Below are 24055 nucleotides of genomic sequence, written 5' to 3' on the forward strand. Positions count from 1 at the left end.
CTATCCTTTCACTGCGCCGGCGGTCATGCCCGCCACGATCTGCCGGTTGAAGAACACAAAAACGATGAGGGGCGGAATGGTCACCAGCAGGATGTTCATGAACAGGAGGTTGAATTGGGTCTGGAACTGCCCCTGGAAATTATAGAGGGTGAGCTGTACCGTTACGTTTTCCCGGCCCGGCAGGTAGTACAGCGGATTCGTGAAGTCGTTGAAGATGGCGATGGACTGCACGACGATGACGGTGACGGTCACCGGCTTCAATAGCGGGAGGACGACCCGGAAAAAAATCTGGAGCGGTTTGGCGCCGTCAATGATCGCCGCTTCATCGAGATCGCGCGGTATCGTCGCGATGAAGCTCCTAAAGAGTAGCACCGTAAATGCGAGACCATAGGCGACCTGGATCAGGATCATACCTGAGATCGACTTGAAAAGGCCAAGCGACTGCAGCACCCAGATGGTTGGCACGACTGCGGGCGGGATCATCAGCCCCGCTAGAACGCAACCATAGATCACCGTATTCCAACGCGAGGGGCGGCGTTGCAGAACGTATCCCACCATTGCACCGAACAGCACGAGAAGCGTGACCGCAACCACCGTGATAACGGTTGAATTGAAGTAAGCCAGCAGCAGCATGTAGTTGCGGGCCTGGAGCACCTCGATGAAGTTTTCCCAGAGGCGCCACTCAACAGGCAGGCTGAACCTCAACGACGCCGCGTCCTGCTTTGTCTTGGCGGCTGTAATGAAGATGAACAGGAAGGGGAGGACGAAGACCACGCCCGAAGCGGCAAGTGCTACGACACCCGTGTAAAGTTGGCGACGCCTCACAGATCCACCTCTTTGCGATTGAACCAAGCTGTGAGGGGCAAAACGATCAGCCCGATAAGAACGAACAAGATGACGTTTCCGGCCGTCGACAGCCCATAGAAGCCCGCCTGGTACTGCTTGTAGATGACGCTCGCCAGAACATCTGAGGAAAAGCCAGGTCCGCCGCGGGTCATTGCCCAGATCAGATCGAAGCTGCGCAGGCCGCCGATCAGCGATAGCGTCACGACCGTAACCGTTGCGGGCTTCACCAATGGGATGGTCACGCGGAAGAACATCTGACGGCCGGTTGCGCCATCGATTCTGGCCGCCTCATAGTAGTCCGGACTGATGGATGCGAGCCCGGCTATGTAGATGACCGTGGCGAGCCCTATGCCTTTCCAGAGATCGACGAAGACGATGGAATAGAGCGCCAGTGCCGGATCCGTCAGCCAGCCCGGACCATGAATGCCCACGGCAGCAAGCGCCACATTGATAAGACCCCGGGTGGGGTGCATGAGCATGGAAAAGGTGATGCCGACGCCGATGGTCGACACAAGAACTGGAAAGAAAATGACTGTGCGCAGGAAGCCCTGTGCCCACAGACCCGATGTCAACAGCACTGCCAGAAGCAAGCCGAGTACGGTCTTGGCGCCTGATGTCAGCACCGCGTAGATGACGGTATTGACGAGGCCCTGGACCAGGAACGGTTCACGGAAAAACTGCCGGTAGTTGTCCAGACCAATGAACTGCGTGGTGAAGAGGTCCCACCGGGTGAGGCTGAACCAGAAAGAGGCAATCGTCGGCGCCAGAAAAAGGACGGTGAAAATCACCGCCGCTGGCAGGACGAACCAGTAGGGGTAAGGCGATCTGCGCGTAACCATGGGGGCTCCTTGAGCACCCCACCCGGACGAGCACCGGGTGGGGATCGGCTGGGAGGTTACTACCAGTTGGGCAGGCCGAGCTGCTTGGCCTGCTTTTCGACGTCCTGGTCGTAGAGAGCTGCTGCGTCCTTGGCGGACCGAATTCCCGTTCCGACTTCAACCGTGATCTGCTCGAGCGCTGGCCCCTTCACCGGCGAAAGAAACTCCAGCGCAGGCGCGGCACGTCCTTCAAGTTCGAAATAGGGCAACATGTCGGAAACGACCGGCGGAATGTCCTTCGGGAGCTCGCAACCCTTGACCAGATACGGGCCAGAGGGAACAGCCTTTGCCATGAGATCACAGGCCTCCTTGGTGCCGATCCAGTCGAGAAACTTCTTGGCTTCCTCGACATGCTCTGACTTTGCCGAAACATAAAGCGCAGAAGGCATCCACACCGTCAGCCCGTTCTTTGCCGCATCTGTGCCGGGTTGAGCGAAGAAGCCTAGATCTTTCAAATTGTCAGGAAAGTTCTGTTGAACGTTGCCGACGCCGAAGGTCAGATTGGGATAGTGTGCAGCCTCACCTGTGGCTACCATTCGCATTCCGTCGTCGAACGTCGCAGCACCGAAATCAGCATTGAGCAGGCCGGCTTTCGCAACCTCCTCAAGGTGCTCGAAGCCACGCATGGCAGCCGGCGTGTTCGCATATTTGACCTTGTTGGCGGTATAGTCGGAAGCAAAATTCGGAACCTCCGCCTGGACATTGAAGTAGTCGGCAAGGACGAAGAGCTGCGACGTCCAAGTGGTGCCATACGTCTGCGCTACGGCCACCTTGCCGGCGGCCTTGATTTTCTCATTGTTGGCCATGAACTCCGCCCATGTCTTAGGCGGGGTGAGGCCGAGCTCTGCATAGATCTTTCGGTTGTAGAAAATGCCACCCCCCATGGCCGGGCCAAACGGCGTTCCACGCACGTGTCCATCGGGACTGGTGACAACTTTTTTGAAGCTGTCGAGGATTCCAGCCTGCGACGGGAGGTCAGAGAGATCTGCCAGCGTCTCTTGCGGCTTCAGCGCCTGAAAAAGCGAACCGCCATTGTACTGAAAGATGTCGGCCATCTCGCCTGTGGCGAGACGTGTCTTGATGATGTTGTCGCCTTCCGATCCTCCAGCACGCTGCTCCACGTCAAAGCTCACATCCGGATGCTTTTCCGTATAGGCCTTCGAGACAACATCGAATGAGGCGATCGTTTCGGGATTGGTATCGATCAGGATGCTGAGCGTTACATCGGCGCGAGCAACGCCAGTGGCCAGCGACATGATGCTTGCGGCAAGGATGCTGCACTTCGTCATTCTCATAGTCATTTCCTCCTCCTGAAGACCGGAATGATTTGGGCTGCTGGCTTGCGGGCAAAGCCCGCAAGCTTCTCTATCAAATCGAAAACGTGATGGTGTGCTCTCCCTTGCCGAGCCTGACCTCCTGGCCCGGCGCGACCAGTTCACCGTGCGCAGTCAGCGCCTTGCGATCCTCCCTGCCCCCAAGACGCGCAGTCACGCCTTCTGGCAAGGAAAGGCGGCAGGTGACGGCGCTCCCCTCCACCCTCCATCCGGCCTCGATGCGTCCGAAGCGAGTGTCGTGCCAGGCCGACACCGGCGAGAGCGCCGGAAGAATTGCGGGATCGAAGGCTATCTCCTCGAAGCCAGGCTTGTCCTCCAGCGGCTTCATTCCGGCGACATCTTCGAAGAGCCATTGGCACACAGCGCCGTAGGCATAGTGGTTATAGCTGTTCATGTCCGGATCGTAGATCGTGCCGTCTTCGGCGAGTGCATCCCATCGCTCCCAAATCGAGGTTGCACCGTGCTCCACCTGATATAGCCAGCCGGGGACCTTGCGGTTCAGAAACATCTTCTGCGCCAGGTCCATCATCCCAAGACGCGTAAGGGCGGGCAGCACAGCGGGTGTTCCAATGAAACCCGTACCGATGACGCCATCGGTCTCTTCCGAGACCCGGCGGAAATATTCACGACCAGCCTCTTCATACTCCGGCGGTACGAGACCGTAGAGGAACGCCAAAGCCCAGGAGGTCTGATCGTTATGCGCTATGCGACCGGATGGCGAAAAGAATTCGTGCTTGAAGGCCGATCTGATTTCACCCGCGCGCGCATCAAGACGCGCCGCTTCGGTGCCCTTCCCGATTGTGCGGGCGATCTTTGCGGTCAATTGCGTCGAAATGAAATGGTAGAGGGTCGCGGCGCAATCGTCCGCCACCGTCGGACGCGGCTTGCGGTTGTCGCCGACCGGCTGCAGCCAGTCGCCAAAGGTGAAACCATGATCCCCCCAAACCGCGGGAGGACGGATAATCGGTCCGTCGGAAATGCCCCAGAGATAGTCCAGCCAACGCAGCATGGCCGGGAAGCATTCCTCGAGAACACAGGCATCGCCATAATGCAGGTAGAGTTGCCACGGGATGATGACGATTGCGTCGCCCCAGCCTGTCGACCCCGCCCAATCCCCGCGCCCGTCGATTGGGTGAAGCCGAGTTGGGTCAGGCGAAAAGTGAGAAACCGCGCCGTCGGCGCGCTGGTCGTGCATCACGTCGCGAAGATACTTGACGAGGAACGAACCGCTGTCGGCAAGCCAGCAAGCCGTGCCGGCAAAGACTTGCGCATCGCCCGTCCAGCCGAGCCGTTCGTCGCGCTGCGGGCAATCCGTCGGAACCTCGATGAAATTCGAGCGATGCGACCAGACGGTGTTCTCGACAAGGCGATTGACCGCAGCAATGCCTGAGGTAAAGCCGCCCGTGCTCACTGGCACGGATGTAACAGGGATCATGGTGATGGCCACCAGTTCCGCCCGACCTGTCACGGTGATGCGAGCATATCGGAAGCCCATGAAGGTAAAGAGCGGTGCATAGACCTCTTCGCCCACTCCCTTGAGCGTGTAGCGCAGCTCAGCACGTGCGCTGCGATAATTGCGATTGTCAAAAAACCTGTCGGGTCCGAGCACTTCTGAATGCTCGACACGAATCTGCGCGCCCGCCTCTCCCTTTACATGGATGCGGATGTAGGCGCCGGCGTTTTGGCCAAAATCATAAACAGTTCGCCCGTCGGTCTCGGTCCAACTTTCGACAGGGGAACGCCCATCAAGCTCCTTGACCGCCCTCGTCTCGTGCGGAACCAGCAATTGCTTGTCGAAGGCCAGCACCTCCACGCCGTAGGCATCTTTCGGTTCGATGCGTGCGTCATAATCCTCGCCGAAGTAGATGCCGTTGCGGATAACTGGCGTGTTGCCGCTCTTCCAGCTCTCATCCGTAGCAACCAGCGGCGTTCCGGCTGCGCTCAATTCTGCAATCGCCCCCGTTCGCTCGCCCCAGCAGTTAAATATCGGATTGGACGCCCACATGAGCTGGCTCCGGTACCAACCGTCACCCAGCCAGATCTCGATGCGATTGCGGCCCGACTTGAGCAGATCCGTGACGTCATAGGCCTGAAATGCGATCCGGTCGTCGTAGCAGGTCCAACCAGGCGTCAGGAGATCGTCCCCCACGCGGTGTCCATTGATGAAGGCACGGTAAAGCCCAAGCGCGGAAATGCGCAATGTCGCTCCGGCCGGTACAGCTTCCAGCGAAAACTCTCTGGAAATGAAGGTGCCTGCGGTCCCCTGCCCGCCATCGCATGAGGGCGCGATCATCGATGCGGTGAACTGGAACTGAGAGCCCGCAAGGCTGTTGGCCGCGGCGACGCCGTGGTCCGAGACAATCTTCATCATGCAACCTCCTCAACCGCCTGTCCTCCGGCGGGACTAAATACCTTGTGTATATCGTTCTATGTATATCATTCTACACTCTCGATTGCCGTGCAAGAGTTTTTATGCCTATAATTTCGGAAAAGCAGAAAACGAGACACTTTATAATGACAAATCAGTTAGTTGACGCGCCGCACGAGAGGATCACCATCCGCCATGTGGCAAAGGATGCGGGCGTTTCCGTCGCGGCGGTCTCCAAAGTGCTCCGCAACGCCTATGGCGTCAGCGACATTCTGCGGCACAAGGTCGAGACGTCGATCGAGAAGCTGAATTACCGCCCCTCTGTGGCCGCTCGGGGAATGCGCGGTCGCACCTACACGATCGGCGTTCTCGTGATAGAACTGTCCAACACGTTCCTGGCCGGCGTCATTGAAAGCGCCAACACCGCATTGTCGGAAAGCAGCTACAAATCGCTCATCGGGCTCGGGCGCTCAGCAAGCCCGATCGAGGCTTCGATGATCGAATCCATGATCGACAATCGGATGGATGGGGTGTTGATAATAGCCCCGCGGATTTCTGGAAAGGTCCTGGAGCGCTACGCTCGTCAAATCCCCATCGTTGTGATCGCGCATCACGAGCCCCAGGCTGAGACCTACGACACTGTCAACTCCGACGATCGGAAGGGTGGGTGCCTGGCAGTCGAAGCTGCACTGCGCCAAGGTTATCGCGACATAGCCATGGTGAGCTATGATCTCCTGGACTCGCCTGCGTCGGTCGTCGCCGTTCAGCGCGAAATGGGCTATGTCGAAGCAATGAAGCAAGCCGGTCTGCAAAGCCGGATCATTCGGTTGCCGCCTGTTGCGACGGACCGAAAGGTCGCGATTGATAATTTCCTGTCAGCGCAAGATCGCCCCCGCGCGGTATTCGTCTGGTCGGATCTTGATGCCGTCCCACTCCTCAACGCGGCCAGAACCAATGGCATACGCGTTCCCGAAGACCTCGCCATCGTCGGCTACGACAATTCTCCGTTCGCAGCCATACCTCTCGTCGGGCTGACCAGCGTAGACCAAAATGCCGCTCAACTGGGTCGCACGGCTGCGGAGACGCTCCTGAGCCGTATCGACGGCCGCGAAGATGTTCGACACCTGCTGATCGAACCTCACGTGGAGATACGCGGCAGTCTATGATGATTGGCAAATCCACACCAAGAGCCGTCGGTCGAGCCGGCCACAATTTCTCGCCGAGAAAGAACGCACTTTTGTGTGGTTCACTTGGACGGTGCACACTCGAGACGAGACGGTAGCGGACAAACCGGCGTGCGACTTAGCCTCACGACTATTGCAGGGTGCTTCCACCGCGCATCCGGTTCTCGAAGGAAGCAACGAGCGAGATCCCTTGTTCCAGGAGAATGGTCGCCGCCCTCAGCTCACGTGGCGAGAGATCGCTGACAAGTCCGCGGATCGTGTGCGCAAGACAGCTCGAATTGGCGGCATAGCGGATGTCACCAATTTCTTGTGCCTGTCCTGCAGTCTCTTCCAGCGCTTCCGCGACCATCGACATAATGTTCGATCGTTCGTGCAGCGTCATTTCGTCAAGTGTCTTGCCAGGTTCCTGCATCGAGAGCTCCCAAACGCACATAGCCGCCAAGCGGCCTTGCAGCCGCTACATAATCTTTCTCATTGGCGGGCATGTAAGGCGAGGATCGCCTCACCCTTAAATGGACACCGAGGCGCGTCGAGACAAGGCATGGCTTTCATGCAGCCGGCGCATGTCAAAAAACCGCGGTCACCGGCGAGACCGCCGCCATCGATGGCTGGCCGCCTCCAGAAGCAGGTGAACGCGAGGAAATTCGGCAGGGCGAACCTTCGTTTCGATGCGAACCGCCGCCTGTACGCAAGCGTATCGTTTGGCTTTCGAAAGCTCATTTAGACGCTATGCTGTCATCGAGGCGCCAGCGCGAGACTTTCATGATGGAACAGCATCAAAGCCACCTGCAGGAACGGATAACGATCGTCGGCGACCTTGAGGCCGCTTCCTTCATTCCCTGGATTCGCCGTCACGCGGCAAAGCTTGGCCTGTCGCAGGCCATATCTCACACCAGTGCCAATCGGGTCGAACTGGAAGTCGCCGGGCCGGTGGAATTGATCGATATGATGGAGATGGGGTGCTCGCTCGGGCCCATTGATGTCTGGGTGGAAACGATACTCCGCACGCCGGTCGTGAACGACGAAAATCAGGGATAGCGACGACCGTTCGATTTTCCACTGCCCCTTATTTAATCAGCGTTGCCAATGCGAAATTATTATGCAAACGTGATGGTCGCCTGCAACAAGCCAGGGATCTTGGCGTCGTGCCTGACGCAGGCAATATATTGATAATGCTAAGAAAGTTTAGCTATGCAATCCGATACGACGGGCATTTGGACGCCAGTCGCCCTTTCCGCGGATTTGCCGTCAGGAACGGTAATGCCGGCGCGCACGTCAGCCGGATCGATCGCCCTCTGGAGAAGTGATTCGGGGCGCCCTGCAGCTTCGGCAGATCGCTGTCCTCATCGTGGCATGCGTCTCTCACATGGCTTTGTCCGCGGCGAGGCTCTGTCCTGCATCTATCATGGCTGGAGTTACGCACAGGCCGGAAACTGTCTGCGTATTCCGGCGCATCCCGGCCTTACGCCGCCGGAAACGATCCGCGTCGCAACACAACAGATCGAGGAAGCCGACGGGGTGATCTGGGTGGCCGTTGGAGAACCCACGGATCAACCGCCACGATTTGACGGCTTCGTTCCCCTACGCTCGTTGACAGCTCAGGCCGGCATTGCTGCTATCGAGGCTGCGGCCGGCACAAAGAAGAATGCCAACGGCTTTCTTCGCCAGTCGCTTCATTCGAAAGAGATCGGTTTTTTGCTCGTCGAACAGGAGCCTGATCAGACGCTCGTTCATGTCTTTATCGAGGGCAATGCTACTCCCTTGAACCGCATCCTAGCGTCACGCGCCGCGGAAGCCTTGCGCCGGAAAGCCGAGGGTCTCCAGGCGAAAGGGATCAGCGCATGACACAGGGAGCTATGCTCAACGAGTGGTACCCCGTCGCCCTCTTCAGCCAACTAAGCAAGAGTGCATACAAAACCGCCTTGATGGGCGAACCGATCGAGGTCTCGATCGCAGCCGACGGAAATGCAAAGGTGACGTCTCACACGGGGCGCGAGTTGCCTGTCCGCGTTCGCTACGGACACGTTTGGTCGTCTCTTGGCGCTCCCCAGAAGGAGCTCTTCGCCATCCCCGAGGCCGACCAGCCGGGTCGCCGGTTTGTCGATGTCGGCGTCGTGCGGGTGCGCTGCTCACCGCTTCGCGCGGTCGAGAACTTTCTCGACATTGCGCATTTCCCGTTCGTGCACACGGATATCCTTGGCGCAGAGCCGCACACGGAGGTTCAGAACTACAAGGTCGAAATCCGGGACGTCGAAGACGAGGTTTGGGCAACCCAGGTGAAGTTCTATCAGCCGCAGGCAGCGAAGTCGGCAAGCGGCGGCATCACTACGGAATACATGTATCGTGTGCCAGCCCCGACCTGCTCGGTGCTCTACAAGACCTGCCCGCCCCGCCCCAGCGAGTGGGATGTCATCACCCTCTTTGTGCAACCGTTGGCAGAAGATCTATGCGACGTTTGGCCGTGGATGGCACTGTTTGACGACGACACGTCGATGACCGACCTCATTCACTTTCAGCAGACGATCTTCCTGCAGGACCGATCGATCCTGGAAAACCAGATCCCGCGTCTTCTACCGCTCGATCCCGGGATGGAGATTCCCACACGTGCCGACCTGACGTCGGTCGCGTATCGACGCTGGCTGAAACGGCACAACTACACCTATGGCGCGCAGCTGGTGGCGCAATGAAGCTCTACGACTACATCCTTTCTCCCAGTTGCTACAAAGTGCGCCTGATGGCGGCACTCACAGGCGTTAAGCTCGATATCAGACCGGTGGATTTTCATCCGGGCGGCGAGCACCGCGGCCCCGAACTCATGGCGCTCAACCCTGCCGGCTCCATCCCGATCCTGGAAGACGGTAATCTTCTTCTGACAGAATCATCGGCGATGCTGGTTTATCTCGCCGCAAAAAGCGCGCCTGAATGGTTGGGTGGCGCAACAGCCGACGAAGCCGCCCGAGTGCAGCAGTGGCTTTCCTTCTCGCATCGGCTGACCGCGAGCCTTGGTGGCGCACGTCTTCATGAGATGTTGCGACGCCCGGGAAATATCGCGACGCTTCAGGCGCAGGGCATCGCGGCGCTGCGCGAACTGGAAGCGGGGCTCGTCGAACAGAGCCTGTGCGGCAAGCGGTTCCTCGCATCAGATCGCCCGACAGTGGCCGACATCGCCTGCTTTCCCTATGTCGCGCTCGCGCCGGACGGTGGCGTTTCGCTCGATCCCTATCCCGCGATACGCCTCTGGTCCCGTGCCGTACGCGCGCTCGACGCGTTCATCGAGATGCCAGGCATACACCGGCTGCACGAGTTGAAGCCCGAGCCACAGATCGCACCGGGCGAGGAATAAGATGGCCGGCTACCTCTTAAAGAACTGTGCAGCCGTCATCGTCAACGACAACAGGGGGCCGACGGTCCATCGCAATGTCGATATTCTGACGACTGGCCCGGCGATAAAGGCCATCGGCGAAAATCTCGACCAGAGCGAACTGCCGTTCGGCACCACGGTTCAAGACGCCACGGGCTGGTTCGTCTATCCAGGGCTCGTCAATACGCACCATCACTTCTTCCAGTGCTTCGTGCGCAACCGCGCAGATCTCGATTGGACAAAGCTTTCCGTCATCGAGTGGCTTGACCGCATCTATCCGATCTTTTCGCGGCTGAACGAGGATTGCTTCTATCATTCCTCGGTGACCGCGATGGCCGAGATGATCAAGCATGGCTGTACCACGGCCTTCGATCACCAGTATTGCTTCCCACGGCATGCCGGCAAGCGGCTGATCGACCGTCAGTTCGAGGCAGCAGATCTCCTGGGCATGCGTTTCCATGCCGGTCGTGGCGGCAACACCTTGCCAAAGTCCGAAGGCTCGACCATTCCGGATGCCATGCTGGAGACGACGGACGAGTTCATTGGTGATTGCGCACGCCTGATCGACACCTACCACGACGCCAGCCCCTTCAGCATGCGCCAGGTGGTGGTGGCACCCTGCCAGCCGGTCAATTGCTACCGTGAGACGTTCGTCGAGTCGGTCGCATTGGCACGCGATCGCGGCGTCCAGATGCATACGCATGTTGGCGAGGGCGAAAGTGCGGTCATCGCGGCCCGCCATGGAATGCGCACCGTCGATTATTGCGCGGAACTCGGCTTTGCCGGTCCGGATGCCTTCTACGCCCATTGCTGGGAGTTGACGCACGACGAACTTCGCAAGATGGCAACAAGCGGCACCGGCGTCTCGCATTGCCCTGAGCCGGTCTATCTGGTCGGTGCCGAGGTGACCGATATCCCCGCCATGGCGGCATTCGGCATGCGCGTCGGACTCGGTTGCGACGGAGCAGCCTCGAACGACAATTCAAACCTGATGCATTGCGTGCACTCTGCCTACATGCTGCAGTGCCTGACCGCATCAACGCGCCAGCATCCCGTTCCGCCTCCGGTCGATTTCCTCGGTTACGCAACAACTGGCGGGGCTGCCCTGCTCGGCCGTCGCGACATTGGCCGACTTGCGCCAGGTATGGCCGCTGACCTCTTTGCTATCGACACCCGGCGGATGGACTACGTCGGAACACGACACGATCCGCTGAGCCTGATTGCCAAGGTCGGCATCGGTATGCCGGCGGATCTGACGATGATCAACGGCCGCATCGTCTGGGAGAAAGGCGAATTCGTGGGCCTTGATGAAGCTCGGCTGTTTGCCGAGGCCGAAGCAGCTCTCGCAACCGTGGAATTCTAGAACACCAAAAAGGGGAACCAAACCATGACACAGATCACTCGCAGAACATTGATGCAGGGAGCAGCAGCTGTCGGCCTCGCCGGTGCCTTTGGAGGTCGTTCGGCGCTGGCAGCCGATGAACCGCTCGGCATCACGCTTGTCGTCCCTTCGCCGATCGGCGACGTGGGCTGGGGGCACGCGCTTGCTGCCGGCCTTGAGCCGATCAAGGCCGCCTATGGCGACAAGGTCAAGGTGACTGTCGTTGAGAATATTCCGGAGGGCCCGGATGCCGACCGGATCATGAACAAGACGGTCGCAGACGGGAACAAATTCCTGATCGCAGGCTCCTTCGGATATCAGAACGGTGCCTTGCAGATCGCTCGTCGCAATCCTCAGGTCACCGTACTGCATGCATCGGGCTTCCAGGTGGCTCCCAACTTCTCACCCTTCGCGGCCAAGTATTTCCAAGGAACCTATCTGCTCGGCATGGCTGCTGCTGCGCTTTCCAAGACCGGCAAGCTCGGTTCGGTTTCCGCCTTCGCCATCCCCGAGTTGATCACCTCCATCAACGCGTTCACGCTGGGTGCTCAGGCAGTAAACCCCGATATCGAGGTTTCCGTCGTCTGGGTGAACTCCTGGTTCGACCCGGCCAAGGAGCAGGAAGCGGCCAAGGCCCTGATCGCACAAAAATGTGACGTGATCTTCTCCAATGCGCAGGACACACCTTCTGTTATTTCGGCATGTGAGGAAGCCGGCGTCTATTCCTTCAACCTCAACTCGTCGATGAAGAGCTACGCCCCGAAGACCTACCTCGGATGCGTTTCGACCGACTGGTCGCCCTTCTTCAAGGCCTCAGTCGATGCTCATCTCGCCGGCACATTCAAGGGCGCCAATACCTTCCTTGGTGTCGGGGACAAGGTTGTCGAGGTCGTTGACTGGAGCCCCTCGATCCCGGCCGATACGATGACCAAGATCAAGGCCGCAGAGACAAAGATCGCCGATGGAAGCCTTTCGCCTTTCACCGGGCCGATCACCAAGGCCGACGGCAGCGAAGGCGTGGCCTCCGGCAAAACCATGACGGAGGCCGAAATCGTCGCCATGGATTGGCACGTCAAGGGCGTGACCACGCCTCTGCCGAAGTAAGCCATGACGGCCCCACTCCTATCGCTTCGCGGCATCTCGAAGAGCTATGGCCAGATTCATGCCAACCAGGGCATCGATCTGGACGTAGCACCGCGGTCGATCCATGCAGTTCTCGGGGAAAACGGGGCCGGCAAATCGACGCTGATGAAGATGATCTACGGCGTCGAGCAGCCAGACAGCGGAACCGTTGTCTGGGAGGGCGAGCCTTTGACCTTCGCCTCGCCTGCAGAGGCAAGGCGCAAGGGGATCGGCATGGTCTTCCAGCACTTTTCGCTGTTCGAGACGCTGACTGTCGTGGAAAACATTCAGCTGGTCGTTGCAGGCAAGAAAGCCGACCTCATACAACGCATCCGCGCGTTGGGCCGTGACTTCGGCCTTCAGGTCGATCCACTCGCCCATGTGCACGTACTTTCCGTGGGCGAGCGGCAGCGCGTGGAGATCATCCGCAGCCTGATGACCAATCCACGGCTGCTGATCCTCGACGAGCCCACGTCCGTTTTACCTCCACAGTTGGTCGAAAAGCTCTTCGATACCTTGCGCCGGCTGCGCGACGGCGGCGTGTCGATCCTCTTCATTTCGCACAAACTCGAGGAAATCCGCGCCATCTGCGACAGGGCGACGATCCTGCGCGGCGGGCGTGTCACCGGACATGTCGATCCGCGCGAACACGACGCCCATGATCTTGCCCGGATGATGATCGGTCGCGACATGCCCGAACCGATGCCAGCGGTGCCGCTGTCTGGCGGCGAGAAGCGACTTGAGATCATTGGCCTGGACCATCGCCCCGACGATCCCTTCGCCGTGCCCCTGTCCGACATCACGCTTACGGTGCGTGCCGGCGAGATCATCGGCATTGCGGGCGTCTCGGGCAACGGGCAGAGCGAGCTCGCCTCGCTGATCTCCGGCGAGGCCGTTCTACCGAAAGAACAGCGCGACAGAATCTATATGATGGGGCAGGACGTGGGCAGGCTCGATGCAGCTGCCCGGCGCCAGCTCGGATTTGCATTCGTTCCGGAGGATCGGCTGGGGCGCGGTGCGGTCCCTGAAATGTCGCTCGTTCTCAACAGCTTGCTGACGGCTCACCCTTTGAACCTCTTGCGGCACGGTTTGATCGACAAGGAGAAGGCAACCGCCTTCACCAGTGATTGCATTCGCCAGTACGATGTCCGCACTCTCGGCCCGGATGCCGAAGCGGGTGCCCTTTCGGGCGGCAATCTGCAGAAGTTCATCGTCGGTCGGGAAATCATGCTGGCGCCCAAGCTGCTCTTCGTCGCGCAACCGACCTGGGGCGTCGATATCGGTGCCGCCTCCGCCGTGCGCCGGCGACTGGTCGCATTGCGCAACGAGGGTACGGCCATTCTCGTCATTTCCGAGGAACTTGAGGAGCTCTTCGAGCTCTGTGACTTCATCCAGGTTCTGTACCACGGCACGCTGAGCCCGCCGCTCGTAACGCGCGATACCCGGCCCGAGGACATTGGCCGCTACATGATCGGCGCACGGCCCGCCGCCGAGAAAGTCATCGCATGAGCGCCCTGTCCGCTACCTTTTTGCCCACGCTTGTCCGCCGGGAGCGCGCTTCGCTTGCGGCAACCTTGGCTGCACCCTTCATCGCCTTGTCGGTGACCACCGTGCTCAATCTCGGCCTCTACGTGCTGATGGGCCGCAATCCGGTCGATGTGTTTTATGCAATGCTTCTCGAACCGTTCCTCTCCTGGGCGTCGTTTTCGGAAGTGCTGTTGAAAGCCGGCCCACTTCTGCTCATCGCCCAGGGTCTGGCGATCGGCTTTCGCGCCAAGGTCTTCAACATCGGCGCCGAGGGCCAGTTCATTCTGGGCGCCATTTTCGCCTCCGCAATCCCCATCTGGTTTCCTGAGGCAACCGGGCAGTGGATATGGCCGCTGATGCTGATCCTCGGCGTGCTCGGCGGTGCCTTGTGGGCTTCTTTGACGGCATTCTGGCGCGTGAGGCTCAATGCAAACGAGATCCTCGTTTCGCTGATGCTCAGTCTCGTCGCCGCGCAGCTTCTGAATTACCTGCTTCTGGGACCCTGGAAGGACCCAAACGGCTTCAACTTCCCTCAATCCGTGATGTTCCAGTATGACGCGATGGTGCCGATCCTGGTTTCCGGGACGCGCGTCAATGTTTCCCTCTTGATCGCCATCGCCCTTTCATTGGCTGCCTGGGTCTTCATGCAGAAGAGCTTTGCCGGATACAAGCTCCAGGTCGGCGGCCTGGCGCCGCGCGCCGCCGGCTATGCCGGGTTCAAGGAGAGCCGAGCAATATGGTTATCCCTGTTGATCGGCGGCTGCGCAGCCGGCCTTGCCGGCGCAGCCGAGGTCGCGGGCCCCCTAGGGCAGCTGCAACGATCGATCTCGACCGGCTACGGCTATTCCGCCATCATCGTTGCCTACCTCGGCGGCCTGCATCCGATCGGCATTGTCGTCTCCGCCTTGTTCATGGCCGCGCTCTATATCGGCGGCGACAACGCCATGGTGTCGGCAAACCTGCCGATCGCTGCTGTGCGTGTTTTCCAGGGCAGTCTCCTGCTCGCCTATCTGGTTGCCATCGCCTTCGTTCGGTATCGTTTCGAGTGGCGGCGGGCCGCCTATCGGGGTCAGCCATGAACGCCATCGAGTTCATTCTTGCCGGCATGCTGGCGGCTGCGACGCCGTTTCTCCTGGCCGCGCTCGGCGAGTTGGTGGTCGAGCGTGCCGGGGTCCTCAACCTTGGCGTGGAAGGACTGATGGCTCTCGGGGCAGCGCTCGCGTTCATCGTCGTCTATCACGGTGGAGGGCATTTTCTGGGGTTCGTGGCTGCGGGACTTGGCAGCGCTGTCCTCGCCCTGATCTTCGCGGCCATCACTCTTGGCTTTCGCGCCAACCAGGTGGCAACGGGTCTGGCGATCGGCATCCTTGGCCAGGGTCTCTCCGCGCTGTTCGGAAAGACCTATGAGAGCCTGACGGTCAAAGGGCTCCCGAAACTCTCAATCCCTGGGCTGTCGGACATTCCAATTGTCGGCGGGCTCTTCGTTCAGGACATCGTCGTGTGGCTGTCGATTGCAGCAACAGTCACCATCTGGGCGATGTTTGCCTATTCGAAGATCGGCCTCGTTGTGCGCGCCGTCGGTGAAAATCCCAAGGCCGCCCACGCCATTGGCTATCACGTCATCGCCGTTCGATTTGCTGCCGTCGCCTTTGGCGGCGCGATGGCCGGCTTTGCTGGCGCCTATGCGGCAATTGTCTACACCCCGCTCTGGGCTGACGGGATGATCGCCGGACGTGGCTGGATCGCTATCGCACTCGTCGTCTTCGGAACCTGGCTTACCGGTCGGATTTTCCTCGGAGCATGCCTCTTTGGGGCCGTATCACTCATGAGCCTGGCGGCCCAGGCGACGGGGCTGAATGTTCCATCGCAGCTGTTGGCGAGCCTGCCCTATCTCGTCACCATCATCGTGCTCGGCATCATTTCGGCAGATCGTCGCCTGCTGAAGCTGAACGGCGTCGCCTCGCTCGGCGAACCCTTCGAACGTTAGGCAAAACGCAAAGCGGATCGCATTCCAGCCCTAGCGGGACTGCTCGGCGCGAGGACAGCCTGCCACCGTTCCTTGATTTGCCGCGAAGCGTCGATCCTACTTTCAGCCGGTGCCACTCGATCGGGGCAGCGGCATCGTTGGCGTTCGTGACCGACGGCAACAAGGGTGAACTACCGAAGCCGACGTATAACATCCAAAGAGTGCATGGATCCTGTTGGCGCGATTGCAGCCGATTTGAGGATCCGGTCGCGCGAAATCTCATCCTTAGATGCCGAACCTAACCGAAGCAGGCACATGCTCAATAACCGCCGAGCGACAGCATATAATTTGAGCACATCGATTACTTGACACTTTTTTGGCCTCCTCCTATGGTTTTTACCAAATGATCAAAAACCAGGGGAACGCAAAATGTCCAATGAAATCATATTGTCACGCCGAGCAGTCATTGCTTCCGGCCTTGCGCTCGGTGTCAGCGCTTTCGCATCGGTTGCGCGCGCCGCGGCACCACTCAAAGTCGCTGGCATTCACGCATCCCCGGTCGAAAACGCCTGGAACTCCTGTCTTCATAAGGCGCTTCAGGACGCGGCCAAGGAAGGTCTCATAGAGTACGTCTTTTCCGAAGGCGTCTCGGGCACGGACTATCCGCGCGCGATGCGCGAATATGCCGAACAGGGCAACAAGCTCATTATAGGCGAGGCCTATGCCGTGGAAAAGGAAGCACGCCAAGTTGCGGCCGACTATCCGGACACAGCCTTCGTTCTTGGATCCAGCGGCGAAGCAGCGGGCAGCAATTTTGGCGTCTTCGGCACTTGGAATTATGACGGCGCCTATCTCGCCGGCATGCTGGCGGGCAAGATGACCAAGTCCAATATCGTCGGCTCCGTTGGCGCCATTCCGATCCCCGAAGTCAATATGCTGATCAATGCCTTCGCCGCAGGCGTGAAGGCGGTCAACCCGGACTGCAAGCATCTGGTCTCTTTCATCGGCACCTTCTTCGATCCGCCGAAGGCGCGCGAGGCGGGCCTCGCACAGATCGATGCCGGTGCCGACGTTCTCTTCGGTGAGCGCATCGGCACTGCCGACGCTGCCAAGGAGCGCAATATCAAATCCGTGGGATCACTCATCGATTACACGCCGCGCTATCCCGATACGGTCTTTGCCAATGCCATGTGGTACTTCCGTCCCATTCTCGACGCAGCGATCGCCAATGTCGTCGCCGGCAAACCGGTTGGCCGCAACTACACGGCCTATGGCCTAATGAAGGAAGGCGGAAGCGACATCGTCTACAGCAAGGGTGTTGCGCCCGCGGAAGCCGAAGCCGCTATGGAGAAGGTTCGCGCCGATATCAAAGCAGGCGCCTTCGAAGTACCGAAGATTACAGATCAACCGAAGTAGCCAATCGGCTCTGTCATGAGCAGCCCGTTATCCGCCGATGCCACAGAGCTGGCCGGCGCCATCAAATCCGGCAAGCTTGCCTGCATGGATGCCATGCAGGCATCCCTTGCCGCTTGTGCGACGTATGAAGCCATCGGCGCCATAGCCTATCTCGATCCCGAAATGGGACGCCGCGCCGCGCAGGCCATGGACCGGGAAGCGCTGGAACAACCGGAGCACTTTGCAACGCGGCGGTTCGCCGGCGTGCCGACGATTGCCAAGGATCTCGGTGGTCCCTTTGCGGGACTGCCGGTGGCGGCCGGGTCACGTCTGTTCAGGCGTAAAGGCAAAGGTGTAGACAGCGATCTTGCCAGCCGATTTCGCAGCGCCGGTCTCTGCCCGTTCGGATTGAGCACCAGCCCGGAATTCGGCCTTTCGCTCGCTTGCGAGCCGGCGATAGGTCCGATCTGTCGCAATCCATTGGATCCGACCCGCACTGCGGGCGGCTCCTCCGGCGGCGCGGCAGCAGCCACCGCCGCCGGCATCGTTGCGATCGCACATGCGACGGACGCGGGCGGCTCGATCCGTGTGCCAGCCGCATGTTGTGGTCTGGTCGGCCTGAAACCGACCCGCGGCGCTGTACCTGCCGGCCCCTCCTTCGGCAATCATCTCGGCGGCATTGCCAGCGAACTCGCCGTCACACGTTCCGTGCGCGACACGGCCCGGATTTTCGACGCCGTCTCCGGCAACGCGAGGGGACCGTTCGCCGACATTCCACAACCCGACGCGCAAGCCGCCCCCCTTCGGATCGGTCTGCTGACAGATGCGGGCGATCGCTATCCGATCGCAAACGATCGGCTGCAGGCCGTGGAAGCGGCTGCGAAGCATCTTGAAAGGCAGCGACATCGGCTCATCGCACTCGGCTGGGTTCAATTCCAGGAAGCAGTAACAGCCAGCACTCGAGCGTTCGGCGACATTGTTTCTGTCAATATCGCCGGCTTGGTAAACGGCCTCGAACTGGATATTGTGGCAGCCGAAGCAATGACGCAGGCTTTCGTCACGCGTGGACGCGCCATGCCGGCAACGGCTCTTTGGAACTCCCTCAATGGTGCGGTACAGGCAAGTCGCGTCTTGTGGGAGGCCTTCGACACGGTCGATGTCATTGTCATGCCCATGCTGTCGGCGGCTCCACCACCGATTGGCTCCTTCCCGACAAATCACTTCGATACCGATCTGCATCTCGAGCGCATGGCAACTTTCGCTCCCTTGGCATCGCTGGCCAATGTTTCGGGCTTTCCGGCCATAACCCTTCCCTTCGGCACGGACGCCGACAACCTGCCCTTGCCAGTCCAGATCATGGCGCCAATGGGCAAGGAGGCGCTCTTGTTGTCGCTTGCGGCAAATCTTGAAGCGGATGGCCGTTGGCAGCACCGCTACCCGATCGCAGGGCTTGTCGCATGAACACACTCGTCCTCATGATCGACGGCGTCAGCAAACGGTTCGGCCGCACCGTTGCCAACGACAATATTTCGCTGACCTTGGCGAGGGGCGAAATCGTCGCCTTGCTCGGCGAGAATGGCGCCGGCAAGACGACGCTGATGAGCATTCTCTTTGGCCACTATGTGCCCGATACCGGCCGCATACTCATCGACAATGTGGAGCTGCCGCAGGGCAAGCCCCGCGCCGCGATCCGGGCCGGCGTCGGCATGGTCCACCAGCATTTTTCCCTCGCCCCCAATTTGACCGTTCTTGAAAACGTAATGACCGGCACGCAGACGCTCTGGTCGCTCCGATCGCAGACGAATACGGCCCGTAAGAAGCTGTTGGCAATCGCCGAGCGTTTCGGCCTTAAAGTCGATCCCGACGCACGCCTCGGCGACCTCTCGGTTGGCGAGCAACAGCGCGTGGAAATCCTCAAGGCACTCTATACCGATGCACGCATCCTGATCCTCGACGAGCCGACCGCCGTTCTCACACAGATTGAAACCGAAACGCTCTTCTCGACGCTGAAACAGATGGCCGCACAAGGCCTGTCATTGATCTTCATCTCCCACAAGCTCGATGAGGTCATGGCGACCGCTGACCGTATCGTTGTCCTGCGTGGCGGGAAAGTTGCAGCCGAGCGACAAGCATCACAGACCAGCAAGGCCGAGCTTGCGGAACTCATGGTTGGCCATCGTGTGACGCGGCCTACCCGCGAAGCGAACGTACCGGGCGAGATTGCGCTGGAGGCACGCGACCTCACAGTGAAGATTGGTGGTGTCGAGCGACTGAAAAGAGTGAGCTTCCACCTGCACGCGGGCGAGGTTCTTGGTATCATCGGCGTATCGGGCAACGGTCAGGCGGCATTGGGTAAAATCCTCTCCGGCACCCTATCTCATTCGGCAGGCGAGCTGCTGCTGTTCGGCAAGCCCATGGACGATCTGGATGTAGCCGCCATCGTCGGCGCTGGCATCGGGCGCATTCCCGAGGACCGCAACCGGGACGGAGCAATCGGCGAGATGGCGATCTGGGAAAACGCCATTCTGGAGCGTCTGTCATCCTTTTCGAAAAGCGGACTGGTCGACCGCAAGGCCGGCATGGCCTTTGCACAGCAGATCATCGACACGTTCGATGTGCGCGGAGGAAATCCCGCCAGCCGTACCCGGCTTCTGTCCGGCGGCAACATGCAGAAGCTGATCCTCGGTCGCAATCTTTACGAGCCCCCGCGCATCCTGATCGCCGCCCAGCCGGCGCGAGGGCTTGATGAGGGGGCTGTTGCCGCAGTTCACAGCCGTATCCTGGAAGCGCGCCGCCAGGGTACCGCCGTGCTGTTGATTTCGGAGGACCTGGATGAAGTCATTGCCTTGGCCGATCGCATACAGGCGATTGTTGGCGGTCGCCTTTCGGCACCGATCAACGCGGATCAGACAAATGCACGCCTTTTGGGGCTTATGATGTCTGGGGAATGGAAAGACGAGAGCGGGGCCGAGCATGCGATTTGAACCGCGCGAATACCGCCCGCTCTATATGATGGTCCTTGCCCCCCTGCTTGCGATCGTGGCGGCCCTGGTATTGGCAGGCATCCTGATCGCCATTGCAGGTGCGCCGGTCTTCGAAGCCTACCGGCGCATCTTGCTGGGCGCCTTCGGCTCGCGACTTTCAGCCACGGAAACGCTGACCCGCGCAACACCACTGATCCTGACGGGACTGGCAGCGGCAGTCGCCTTTCGCGCCCGCGTCTGGAATATCGGCGCCGAGGGGCAATTTTATTTCGGCGCGGTCGCAGTCGCAGCTTGCGGCTCGAAAATGCTCGGCAGCCTGCCTGCCCTGATCCTGATCCCGCTGTTATTGATCATCGGCGCCATCGCCGGAATGATACTGATCCTTGTTCCGCTCTGGTTGCGGCTTCGCTTTTCCGTCGACGAAGTCGTCACAAGCCTCATCCTCAATTTCATCGCCGTGCTATTCGTCTCCATGCTGATCGATGGTGTACTGAAGGATCCCATGGCGTTCGGCTGGCCGCAATCTCAAGGCGTTGTCGATCACGCCATGCTACCGAAGCTGATTGCCCGCTCGCGCCTTCATATCGGCTTTGCAATTGCGGTGGCGCTTGCTGCGATCGTCTATTTCATCCAATCGCGCACGGTCTTCGGCATGCAATCGCGGGCAGCCGGGCTCAATCCTTCGGGCGCTGCCTTTGCCGGCGTTCAACTCGCAGCGACGCTCGTAAAAGTCGCCTGCCTCTCAGGCGGGCTGGCAGGCCTTGCTGGTGCAATCGAGGTGATGGGCGTCAAGGGCTATGTCACGACGGACCTGTCACCGGGCTTCGGCTACGCCGGCATTGTCGTCGCCATGCTTGCTAACCTTAATCCGCTTGGTGTCGTGCTCGCGGCAATCTTCACTGCAACGATGTTCGTTGGCGCCGACGGCATGAGCCGCAGCCTCGGCATTCCCACCTATATCGCAGATGTCACGGTTGCCTTGTCGCTGCTGACCATGCTGATCGCGTTGTTTTTCACGCAATACAGGATCCGCCGATGGGCACACTGATCGACATCATCGCTTCCGCCGGCCTGTGGGCCGCCGTGTTGCGCATCGCCACGCCGCTGATCTTCGGCACGCTCGGGGCGCTTCTGTGCGAGCGGGCAGGCGTTCTCAATCTCGGCATCGAAGGCATCATGACGTTCGGCGCGATGATCGGTTGGCTTTCAGTCTATCACGGCGCCGATCTGTGGACGGGACTTCTGATTGCGGCGCTTGCCGGTGGCATCTTCGGCCTCCTGCATTCGGCATTGACGGTGACGCTGGGATTGTCTCAGCATGTCTCGGGCCTAGGCGTGACGCTTTTCGCATCGAGCTTCAGCTACTATATCTTCCGGCTGATCGTTCCCGTCGCGGGAACGCCGCCGACGATCGTGCCCTTCCAGCCAGTTGCCATTCCCGGATTTTCGACCCTGCCCTTCGCCGGCCCTGCCTTGTTCACACAAACGGCACCGACCTACCTAGCGATCCTGGTGGCGCTCATCATGGCCTATATCCTCATGCGCACACCGGTCGGGCTTGCGATTCGCATGACCGGCGAAAATCCGCATGCCGCCGAGGCCCAGGGGCTCAATCCGATGAGGGTTCGTTATGGCTCCGTGATCGCCGGCAGCGCGCTGATGGGCATGGGCGGCGCCTTCCTGACACTTTCGGCCTTCAACAGTTTCTTTCCGACCATGGTACAGGGTCGCGGCTGGATCTGCATCGCGCTTGTCGTCTTTGCGTCGTGGCGGCCGGGCCGCGCTCTATTCGGAGCACTGCTCTTTGCCTTTTTCGACGCCTTCCAACTGCGCCTACAAACAGCGGTGCAAGGCGTGCCCTACCAGATTTTCTTGATGACGCCCTACATCCTGTCCATCGTTGCACTCGCCGTCATGAGCAGGCGGGCTCGCGTACCACAAGCACTCATGCAACCCTACCGCCGCGGCGAAAGATAATTTGAGGAGCCTTTCATGTTCGACCTGATCGTTCGCAATGGCAATCTGCCCAATGGGCGCAAAGGTATCGATATCGCGATCAAGGACGGCAAAATCACTACCGTGGAAGCTTCGATTGTGGCCGAGGCGAAAGAGGAGATCGACGCAACCAACCGGCTGGTGAGCCCGCCCTTCGTCGATCCGCATTTCCATATGGATGCCACGCTTTCACTCGGCCTGCCGCGAATGAATGTCTCCGGCACACTTCTGGAAGGCATCGCGCTTTGGGCAGAGTTGCGCCCTATCGTGACGAAGGCGGAGCTCGTCGAGCGAGCCCTGCGCTATTGCGACCTTGCCGTGACGCAAGGGCTGCTGTTCATCCGCAGCCATGTCGACACCTCCGACCCGAAGCTCGTAACGGTCGATGCGCTGCTCGAAGTGAAGGAAAAGGTCAAACCCTACATCGATCTGCAACTCGTCGCCTTCCCTCAGGACGGTTATTTTCGTGCAAAGGACGGGGTGGCCTCGCTCACGCGCGCGCTGGACATGGGCATCGATATCGTCGGCGGCATCCCGCATTTCGAGCGCACCATGGATGAAGGCAGGGCCTCGGTCGAAGCGCTTTGCAGGATAGCAGCCGATCGCGGCCTGCCCGTCGATATGCATTGCGACGAGACCGACGATCCGATGTCGCGACACGTCGAGACCTTGGCAGCAGAAACGATCCGGTTCGGACTACAGAACCGCGTTGCCGGCTCGCACCTGACTTCGATGCATTCGATGGATAATTACTATGTCTCCAAGCTCATCCCCTTGATGGCGGAAGCAAAGATCAACATCATTCCCAACCCACTGATCAACATTATGCTGCAGGGCCGGCACGATACGTACCCGAAACGTCGTGGCATGACGCGCGTGCGTGAACTGATGGACGCGGGGCTCAACGTTTCGTTCGGTCATGATTGCGTAATGGATCCCTGGTATTCCATGGGGTCGGGCGACATGCTCGAAGTTGGCCATATGGCGATCCATATCGCCCAGATGGCCAGCATCGAAGACAGGAAGAGGATCTTCGATGCGCTGACGGTCAACTCCGCCAAGACGCTCGGCCTTGAGGGCTACGGCCTGGAGAAGGGCTGCAACGCCGATCTCGTGGTACTGCAAGCCGCCGACACACTTGAGGCTCTCCGTCTGAAGCCTAATCGCTTGGCCGTCATCAAACGTGGCAAAGTCATTGCCCGCTCCGCGCCACGCATTGGCGAGCTGTTCCTCGATAGCAGGCCCTCACGGATCGACGGTGGGGTCGACTTCGTCCCCATCCAGAGGTAATACGGCTCCTCACTGAATTTGACGCACGGGCTTCCCAAATGTGATGAATCTCAACCGATCGTGCAAACCGGAGGTTTGCGATGGGTTCAGCGATTTCATTACGAGGAGATTTTGACGGGGAGCGTTGGCGGCGTCTGGCACGCCAGACATAGGATGCCGGCTAGGCACGGCGTCTCTTGGCCCTTGCCTTGATCTATGACGGCGGTTCGCGCTCGGATGCGGCGCGGGGTGGCAGCGTTACTCTTCAGATCGTGCGGGATTGGGTCATGCGCTTCAACGCGCATGGCCCCGAAGGGCTGATCAATGGCAAGGGTCCCGGCTCGCAGTCACGATTGAACGATGGCCAGCGGGCAGCCTTGGCGCAGGCTATCGGAATGCGCCGCCTATATCCCGTTGATTGCGTGTGTTTCTGAATTTTGAGGTT

At 59.8% G+C, this 24055-nt stretch carries 21 protein-coding genes and 1 pseudogene; 17 read left to right on the forward strand and 5 right to left on the reverse strand.

Features of this window, described 5'->3' with window-relative positions:
- The 4 genes from FHX09_RS06920 to FHX09_RS06935 all read right to left on the reverse strand — a co-directional run bounded on the left by FHX09_RS06920 (nt 1) and on the right by FHX09_RS06935 (nt 5426).
- Nucleotides 1-825, reverse strand: a complete 825-nt coding sequence (locus FHX09_RS06920) for a carbohydrate ABC transporter permease (RefSeq protein ID WP_132593633.1) — start codon at nt 823-825, stop codon at nt 1-3.
- Nucleotides 822-1685: a sugar ABC transporter permease gene (locus FHX09_RS06925; protein ID WP_132593635.1), complete on the reverse strand. Its 864-nt coding sequence runs from the start codon at nt 1683-1685 to the stop codon at nt 822-824. Before FHX09_RS06925 ends, FHX09_RS06920 begins: the two co-directional genes overlap by 4 nt.
- A 59-nt stretch (nt 1686-1744) precedes the next feature.
- Nucleotides 1745-3019 carry an extracellular solute-binding protein gene (locus FHX09_RS06930; RefSeq protein WP_132593733.1) on the reverse strand — a complete coding sequence of 425 codons (1275 nt, stop codon included), beginning with the start codon at nt 3017-3019 and terminating at the stop codon, nt 1745-1747.
- Between the two features lie 73 nt (nt 3020-3092).
- Nucleotides 3093-5426 (reverse strand): alpha-L-rhamnosidase, encoded by a 2334-nt coding sequence (locus FHX09_RS06935; RefSeq protein WP_184449624.1) that lies wholly within the window; start codon nt 5424-5426, stop codon nt 3093-3095.
- A 146-nt stretch (nt 5427-5572) separates the two neighbouring features.
- On the opposite strand from FHX09_RS06935, the gene FHX09_RS06940 reads away from it, so the two are divergent.
- Nucleotides 5573-6592, forward strand: a complete 1020-nt coding sequence (locus tag FHX09_RS06940; RefSeq protein WP_184449584.1) for a LacI family DNA-binding transcriptional regulator — start codon at nt 5573-5575, stop codon at nt 6590-6592.
- A gap of 148 nt (nt 6593-6740) precedes the next feature.
- Here the strand turns inward: FHX09_RS06940 and FHX09_RS06945 are convergent, their stop codons facing one another.
- Complete coding sequence (locus FHX09_RS06945) at nt 6741-7022, reverse strand: hypothetical protein (RefSeq protein WP_184449586.1); 282 nt, start codon at nt 7020-7022, stop codon at nt 6741-6743.
- Between the two features lie 350 nt (nt 7023-7372).
- Between FHX09_RS06945 and FHX09_RS06950 the strand changes: the two genes are divergently transcribed.
- The 16 genes and pseudogenes from FHX09_RS06950 to FHX09_RS29700 form a co-directional block, all read left to right on the forward strand.
- Entirely contained in the window at nt 7373-7648 is a 276-nt protein-coding gene (locus tag FHX09_RS06950) for a hypothetical protein (RefSeq protein WP_007801390.1), read from the forward strand.
- A gap of 153 nt (nt 7649-7801) precedes the next feature.
- The gene (locus FHX09_RS06955) at nt 7802-8455 is read left to right on the forward strand and encodes a Rieske 2Fe-2S domain-containing protein (protein ID WP_132593643.1); all 654 of its coding nucleotides are present in this window, start codon (nt 7802-7804) and stop codon (nt 8453-8455) included.
- Nucleotides 8452-9297, forward strand: coding sequence for an aromatic ring-hydroxylating dioxygenase subunit alpha (locus FHX09_RS06960; RefSeq protein ID WP_132593645.1), 846 nt, complete (start codon nt 8452-8454; stop codon nt 9295-9297). Before FHX09_RS06955 ends, FHX09_RS06960 begins: the two co-directional genes overlap by 4 nt.
- Nucleotides 9294-9953 carry a glutathione S-transferase family protein gene (locus tag FHX09_RS06965; RefSeq protein WP_007801387.1) on the forward strand — a complete coding sequence of 220 codons (660 nt, stop codon included), beginning with the start codon at nt 9294-9296 and terminating at the stop codon, nt 9951-9953. The genes FHX09_RS06960 and FHX09_RS06965 overlap by 4 nt, the downstream gene beginning before the upstream one ends.
- A 1-nt stretch (nt 9954) precedes the next feature.
- A complete protein-coding gene (locus tag FHX09_RS06970) occupies nt 9955-11334 on the forward strand; it encodes an amidohydrolase (protein ID WP_184449588.1) in 1380 nt (459 codons plus the stop codon).
- Nucleotides 11335-11358: 24 nt separating this feature from the next.
- Nucleotides 11359-12456 carry a BMP family ABC transporter substrate-binding protein gene (locus FHX09_RS06975; RefSeq protein ID WP_132593651.1) on the forward strand — a complete coding sequence of 366 codons (1098 nt, stop codon included), beginning with the start codon at nt 11359-11361 and terminating at the stop codon, nt 12454-12456.
- A gap of 3 nt (nt 12457-12459) precedes the next feature.
- Complete coding sequence (locus FHX09_RS06980) at nt 12460-13983, forward strand: ABC transporter ATP-binding protein (protein ID WP_132593653.1); 1524 nt, start codon at nt 12460-12462, stop codon at nt 13981-13983.
- A complete protein-coding gene (locus tag FHX09_RS06985) occupies nt 13980-15080 on the forward strand; it encodes an ABC transporter permease (RefSeq protein WP_184449590.1) in 1101 nt (366 codons plus the stop codon). The genes FHX09_RS06980 and FHX09_RS06985 overlap by 4 nt, the downstream gene beginning before the upstream one ends.
- The gene (locus FHX09_RS06990; RefSeq protein WP_007801382.1) at nt 15077-15988 is read left to right on the forward strand and encodes an ABC transporter permease; all 912 of its coding nucleotides are present in this window, start codon (nt 15077-15079) and stop codon (nt 15986-15988) included. Before FHX09_RS06985 ends, FHX09_RS06990 begins: the two co-directional genes overlap by 4 nt.
- A 408-nt stretch (nt 15989-16396) precedes the next feature.
- Nucleotides 16397-17383 carry a BMP family protein gene (locus tag FHX09_RS06995; protein ID WP_132593657.1) on the forward strand — a complete coding sequence of 329 codons (987 nt, stop codon included), beginning with the start codon at nt 16397-16399 and terminating at the stop codon, nt 17381-17383.
- Between the two features lie 15 nt (nt 17384-17398).
- Complete coding sequence (locus FHX09_RS07000) at nt 17399-18823, forward strand: amidase (protein WP_183723173.1); 1425 nt, start codon at nt 17399-17401, stop codon at nt 18821-18823.
- Nucleotides 18820-20346: an ABC transporter ATP-binding protein gene (locus FHX09_RS07005; protein ID WP_132593661.1), complete on the forward strand. Its 1527-nt coding sequence runs from the start codon at nt 18820-18822 to the stop codon at nt 20344-20346. The genes FHX09_RS07000 and FHX09_RS07005 overlap by 4 nt, the downstream gene beginning before the upstream one ends.
- Nucleotides 20336-21394, forward strand: coding sequence for an ABC transporter permease (locus FHX09_RS07010; RefSeq protein ID WP_183723169.1), 1059 nt, complete (start codon nt 20336-20338; stop codon nt 21392-21394). Before FHX09_RS07005 ends, FHX09_RS07010 begins: the two co-directional genes overlap by 11 nt.
- On the forward strand, nt 21382-22323 hold the full coding sequence (locus FHX09_RS07015; RefSeq protein WP_184449592.1) for an ABC transporter permease: 942 nt from the start codon (nt 21382-21384) through the stop codon (nt 22321-22323). Before FHX09_RS07010 ends, FHX09_RS07015 begins: the two co-directional genes overlap by 13 nt.
- A gap of 15 nt (nt 22324-22338) precedes the next feature.
- Nucleotides 22339-23631, forward strand: a complete 1293-nt coding sequence (locus tag FHX09_RS07020; protein ID WP_184449593.1) for an amidohydrolase family protein — start codon at nt 22339-22341, stop codon at nt 23629-23631.
- Between the two features lie 80 nt (nt 23632-23711).
- Nucleotides 23712-23993: pseudogene (locus FHX09_RS29700) on the forward strand (helix-turn-helix domain-containing protein); the annotation flags it as partial.
- Nucleotides 23994-24055: the final 62 nt, after the last annotated feature.

Origin of the sequence: Rhizobium sp. BK538, assembly GCF_014197575.1 — a bacterium.
Classification (GTDB): Bacteria; Pseudomonadota; Alphaproteobacteria; order Rhizobiales; family Rhizobiaceae; genus Rhizobium.

Coding starts and splice junctions, on each gene's coding strand:
- FHX09_RS06925 (WP_132593635.1), bottom strand. CDS start 1,685: ATGGTTACGCGCAGATCGCCTTACCCCTACTGGTTCGTCCTGCCAGCG.
- FHX09_RS06930 (WP_132593733.1), bottom strand. CDS start 3,019: ATGAGAATGACGAAGTGCAGCATCCTTGCCGCAAGCATCATGTCGCTG.
- FHX09_RS06935 (WP_184449624.1), bottom strand. CDS start 5,426: ATGAAGATTGTCTCGGACCACGGCGTCGCCGCGGCCAACAGCCTTGCG.
- FHX09_RS06940 (WP_184449584.1), top strand. CDS start 5,573: ATGACAAATCAGTTAGTTGACGCGCCGCACGAGAGGATCACCATCCGC.
- FHX09_RS06945 (WP_184449586.1), bottom strand. CDS start 7,022: ATGCAGGAACCTGGCAAGACACTTGACGAAATGACGCTGCACGAACGA.
- FHX09_RS06950 (WP_007801390.1), top strand. CDS start 7,373: ATGATGGAACAGCATCAAAGCCACCTGCAGGAACGGATAACGATCGTC.
- FHX09_RS06955 (WP_132593643.1), top strand. CDS start 7,802: ATGCAATCCGATACGACGGGCATTTGGACGCCAGTCGCCCTTTCCGCG.
- FHX09_RS06960 (WP_132593645.1), top strand. CDS start 8,452: ATGACACAGGGAGCTATGCTCAACGAGTGGTACCCCGTCGCCCTCTTC.
- FHX09_RS06965 (WP_007801387.1), top strand. CDS start 9,294: ATGAAGCTCTACGACTACATCCTTTCTCCCAGTTGCTACAAAGTGCGC.
- FHX09_RS06970 (WP_184449588.1), top strand. CDS start 9,955: ATGGCCGGCTACCTCTTAAAGAACTGTGCAGCCGTCATCGTCAACGAC.
- FHX09_RS06975 (WP_132593651.1), top strand. CDS start 11,359: ATGACACAGATCACTCGCAGAACATTGATGCAGGGAGCAGCAGCTGTC.
- FHX09_RS06980 (WP_132593653.1), top strand. CDS start 12,460: ATGACGGCCCCACTCCTATCGCTTCGCGGCATCTCGAAGAGCTATGGC.
- FHX09_RS06985 (WP_184449590.1), top strand. CDS start 13,980: ATGAGCGCCCTGTCCGCTACCTTTTTGCCCACGCTTGTCCGCCGGGAG.
- FHX09_RS06990 (WP_007801382.1), top strand. CDS start 15,077: ATGAACGCCATCGAGTTCATTCTTGCCGGCATGCTGGCGGCTGCGACG.
- FHX09_RS06995 (WP_132593657.1), top strand. CDS start 16,397: ATGTCCAATGAAATCATATTGTCACGCCGAGCAGTCATTGCTTCCGGC.
- FHX09_RS07000 (WP_183723173.1), top strand. CDS start 17,399: ATGAGCAGCCCGTTATCCGCCGATGCCACAGAGCTGGCCGGCGCCATC.
- FHX09_RS07005 (WP_132593661.1), top strand. CDS start 18,820: ATGAACACACTCGTCCTCATGATCGACGGCGTCAGCAAACGGTTCGGC.
- FHX09_RS07010 (WP_183723169.1), top strand. CDS start 20,336: ATGCGATTTGAACCGCGCGAATACCGCCCGCTCTATATGATGGTCCTT.
- FHX09_RS07015 (WP_184449592.1), top strand. CDS start 21,382: ATGGGCACACTGATCGACATCATCGCTTCCGCCGGCCTGTGGGCCGCC.
- FHX09_RS07020 (WP_184449593.1), top strand. CDS start 22,339: ATGTTCGACCTGATCGTTCGCAATGGCAATCTGCCCAATGGGCGCAAA.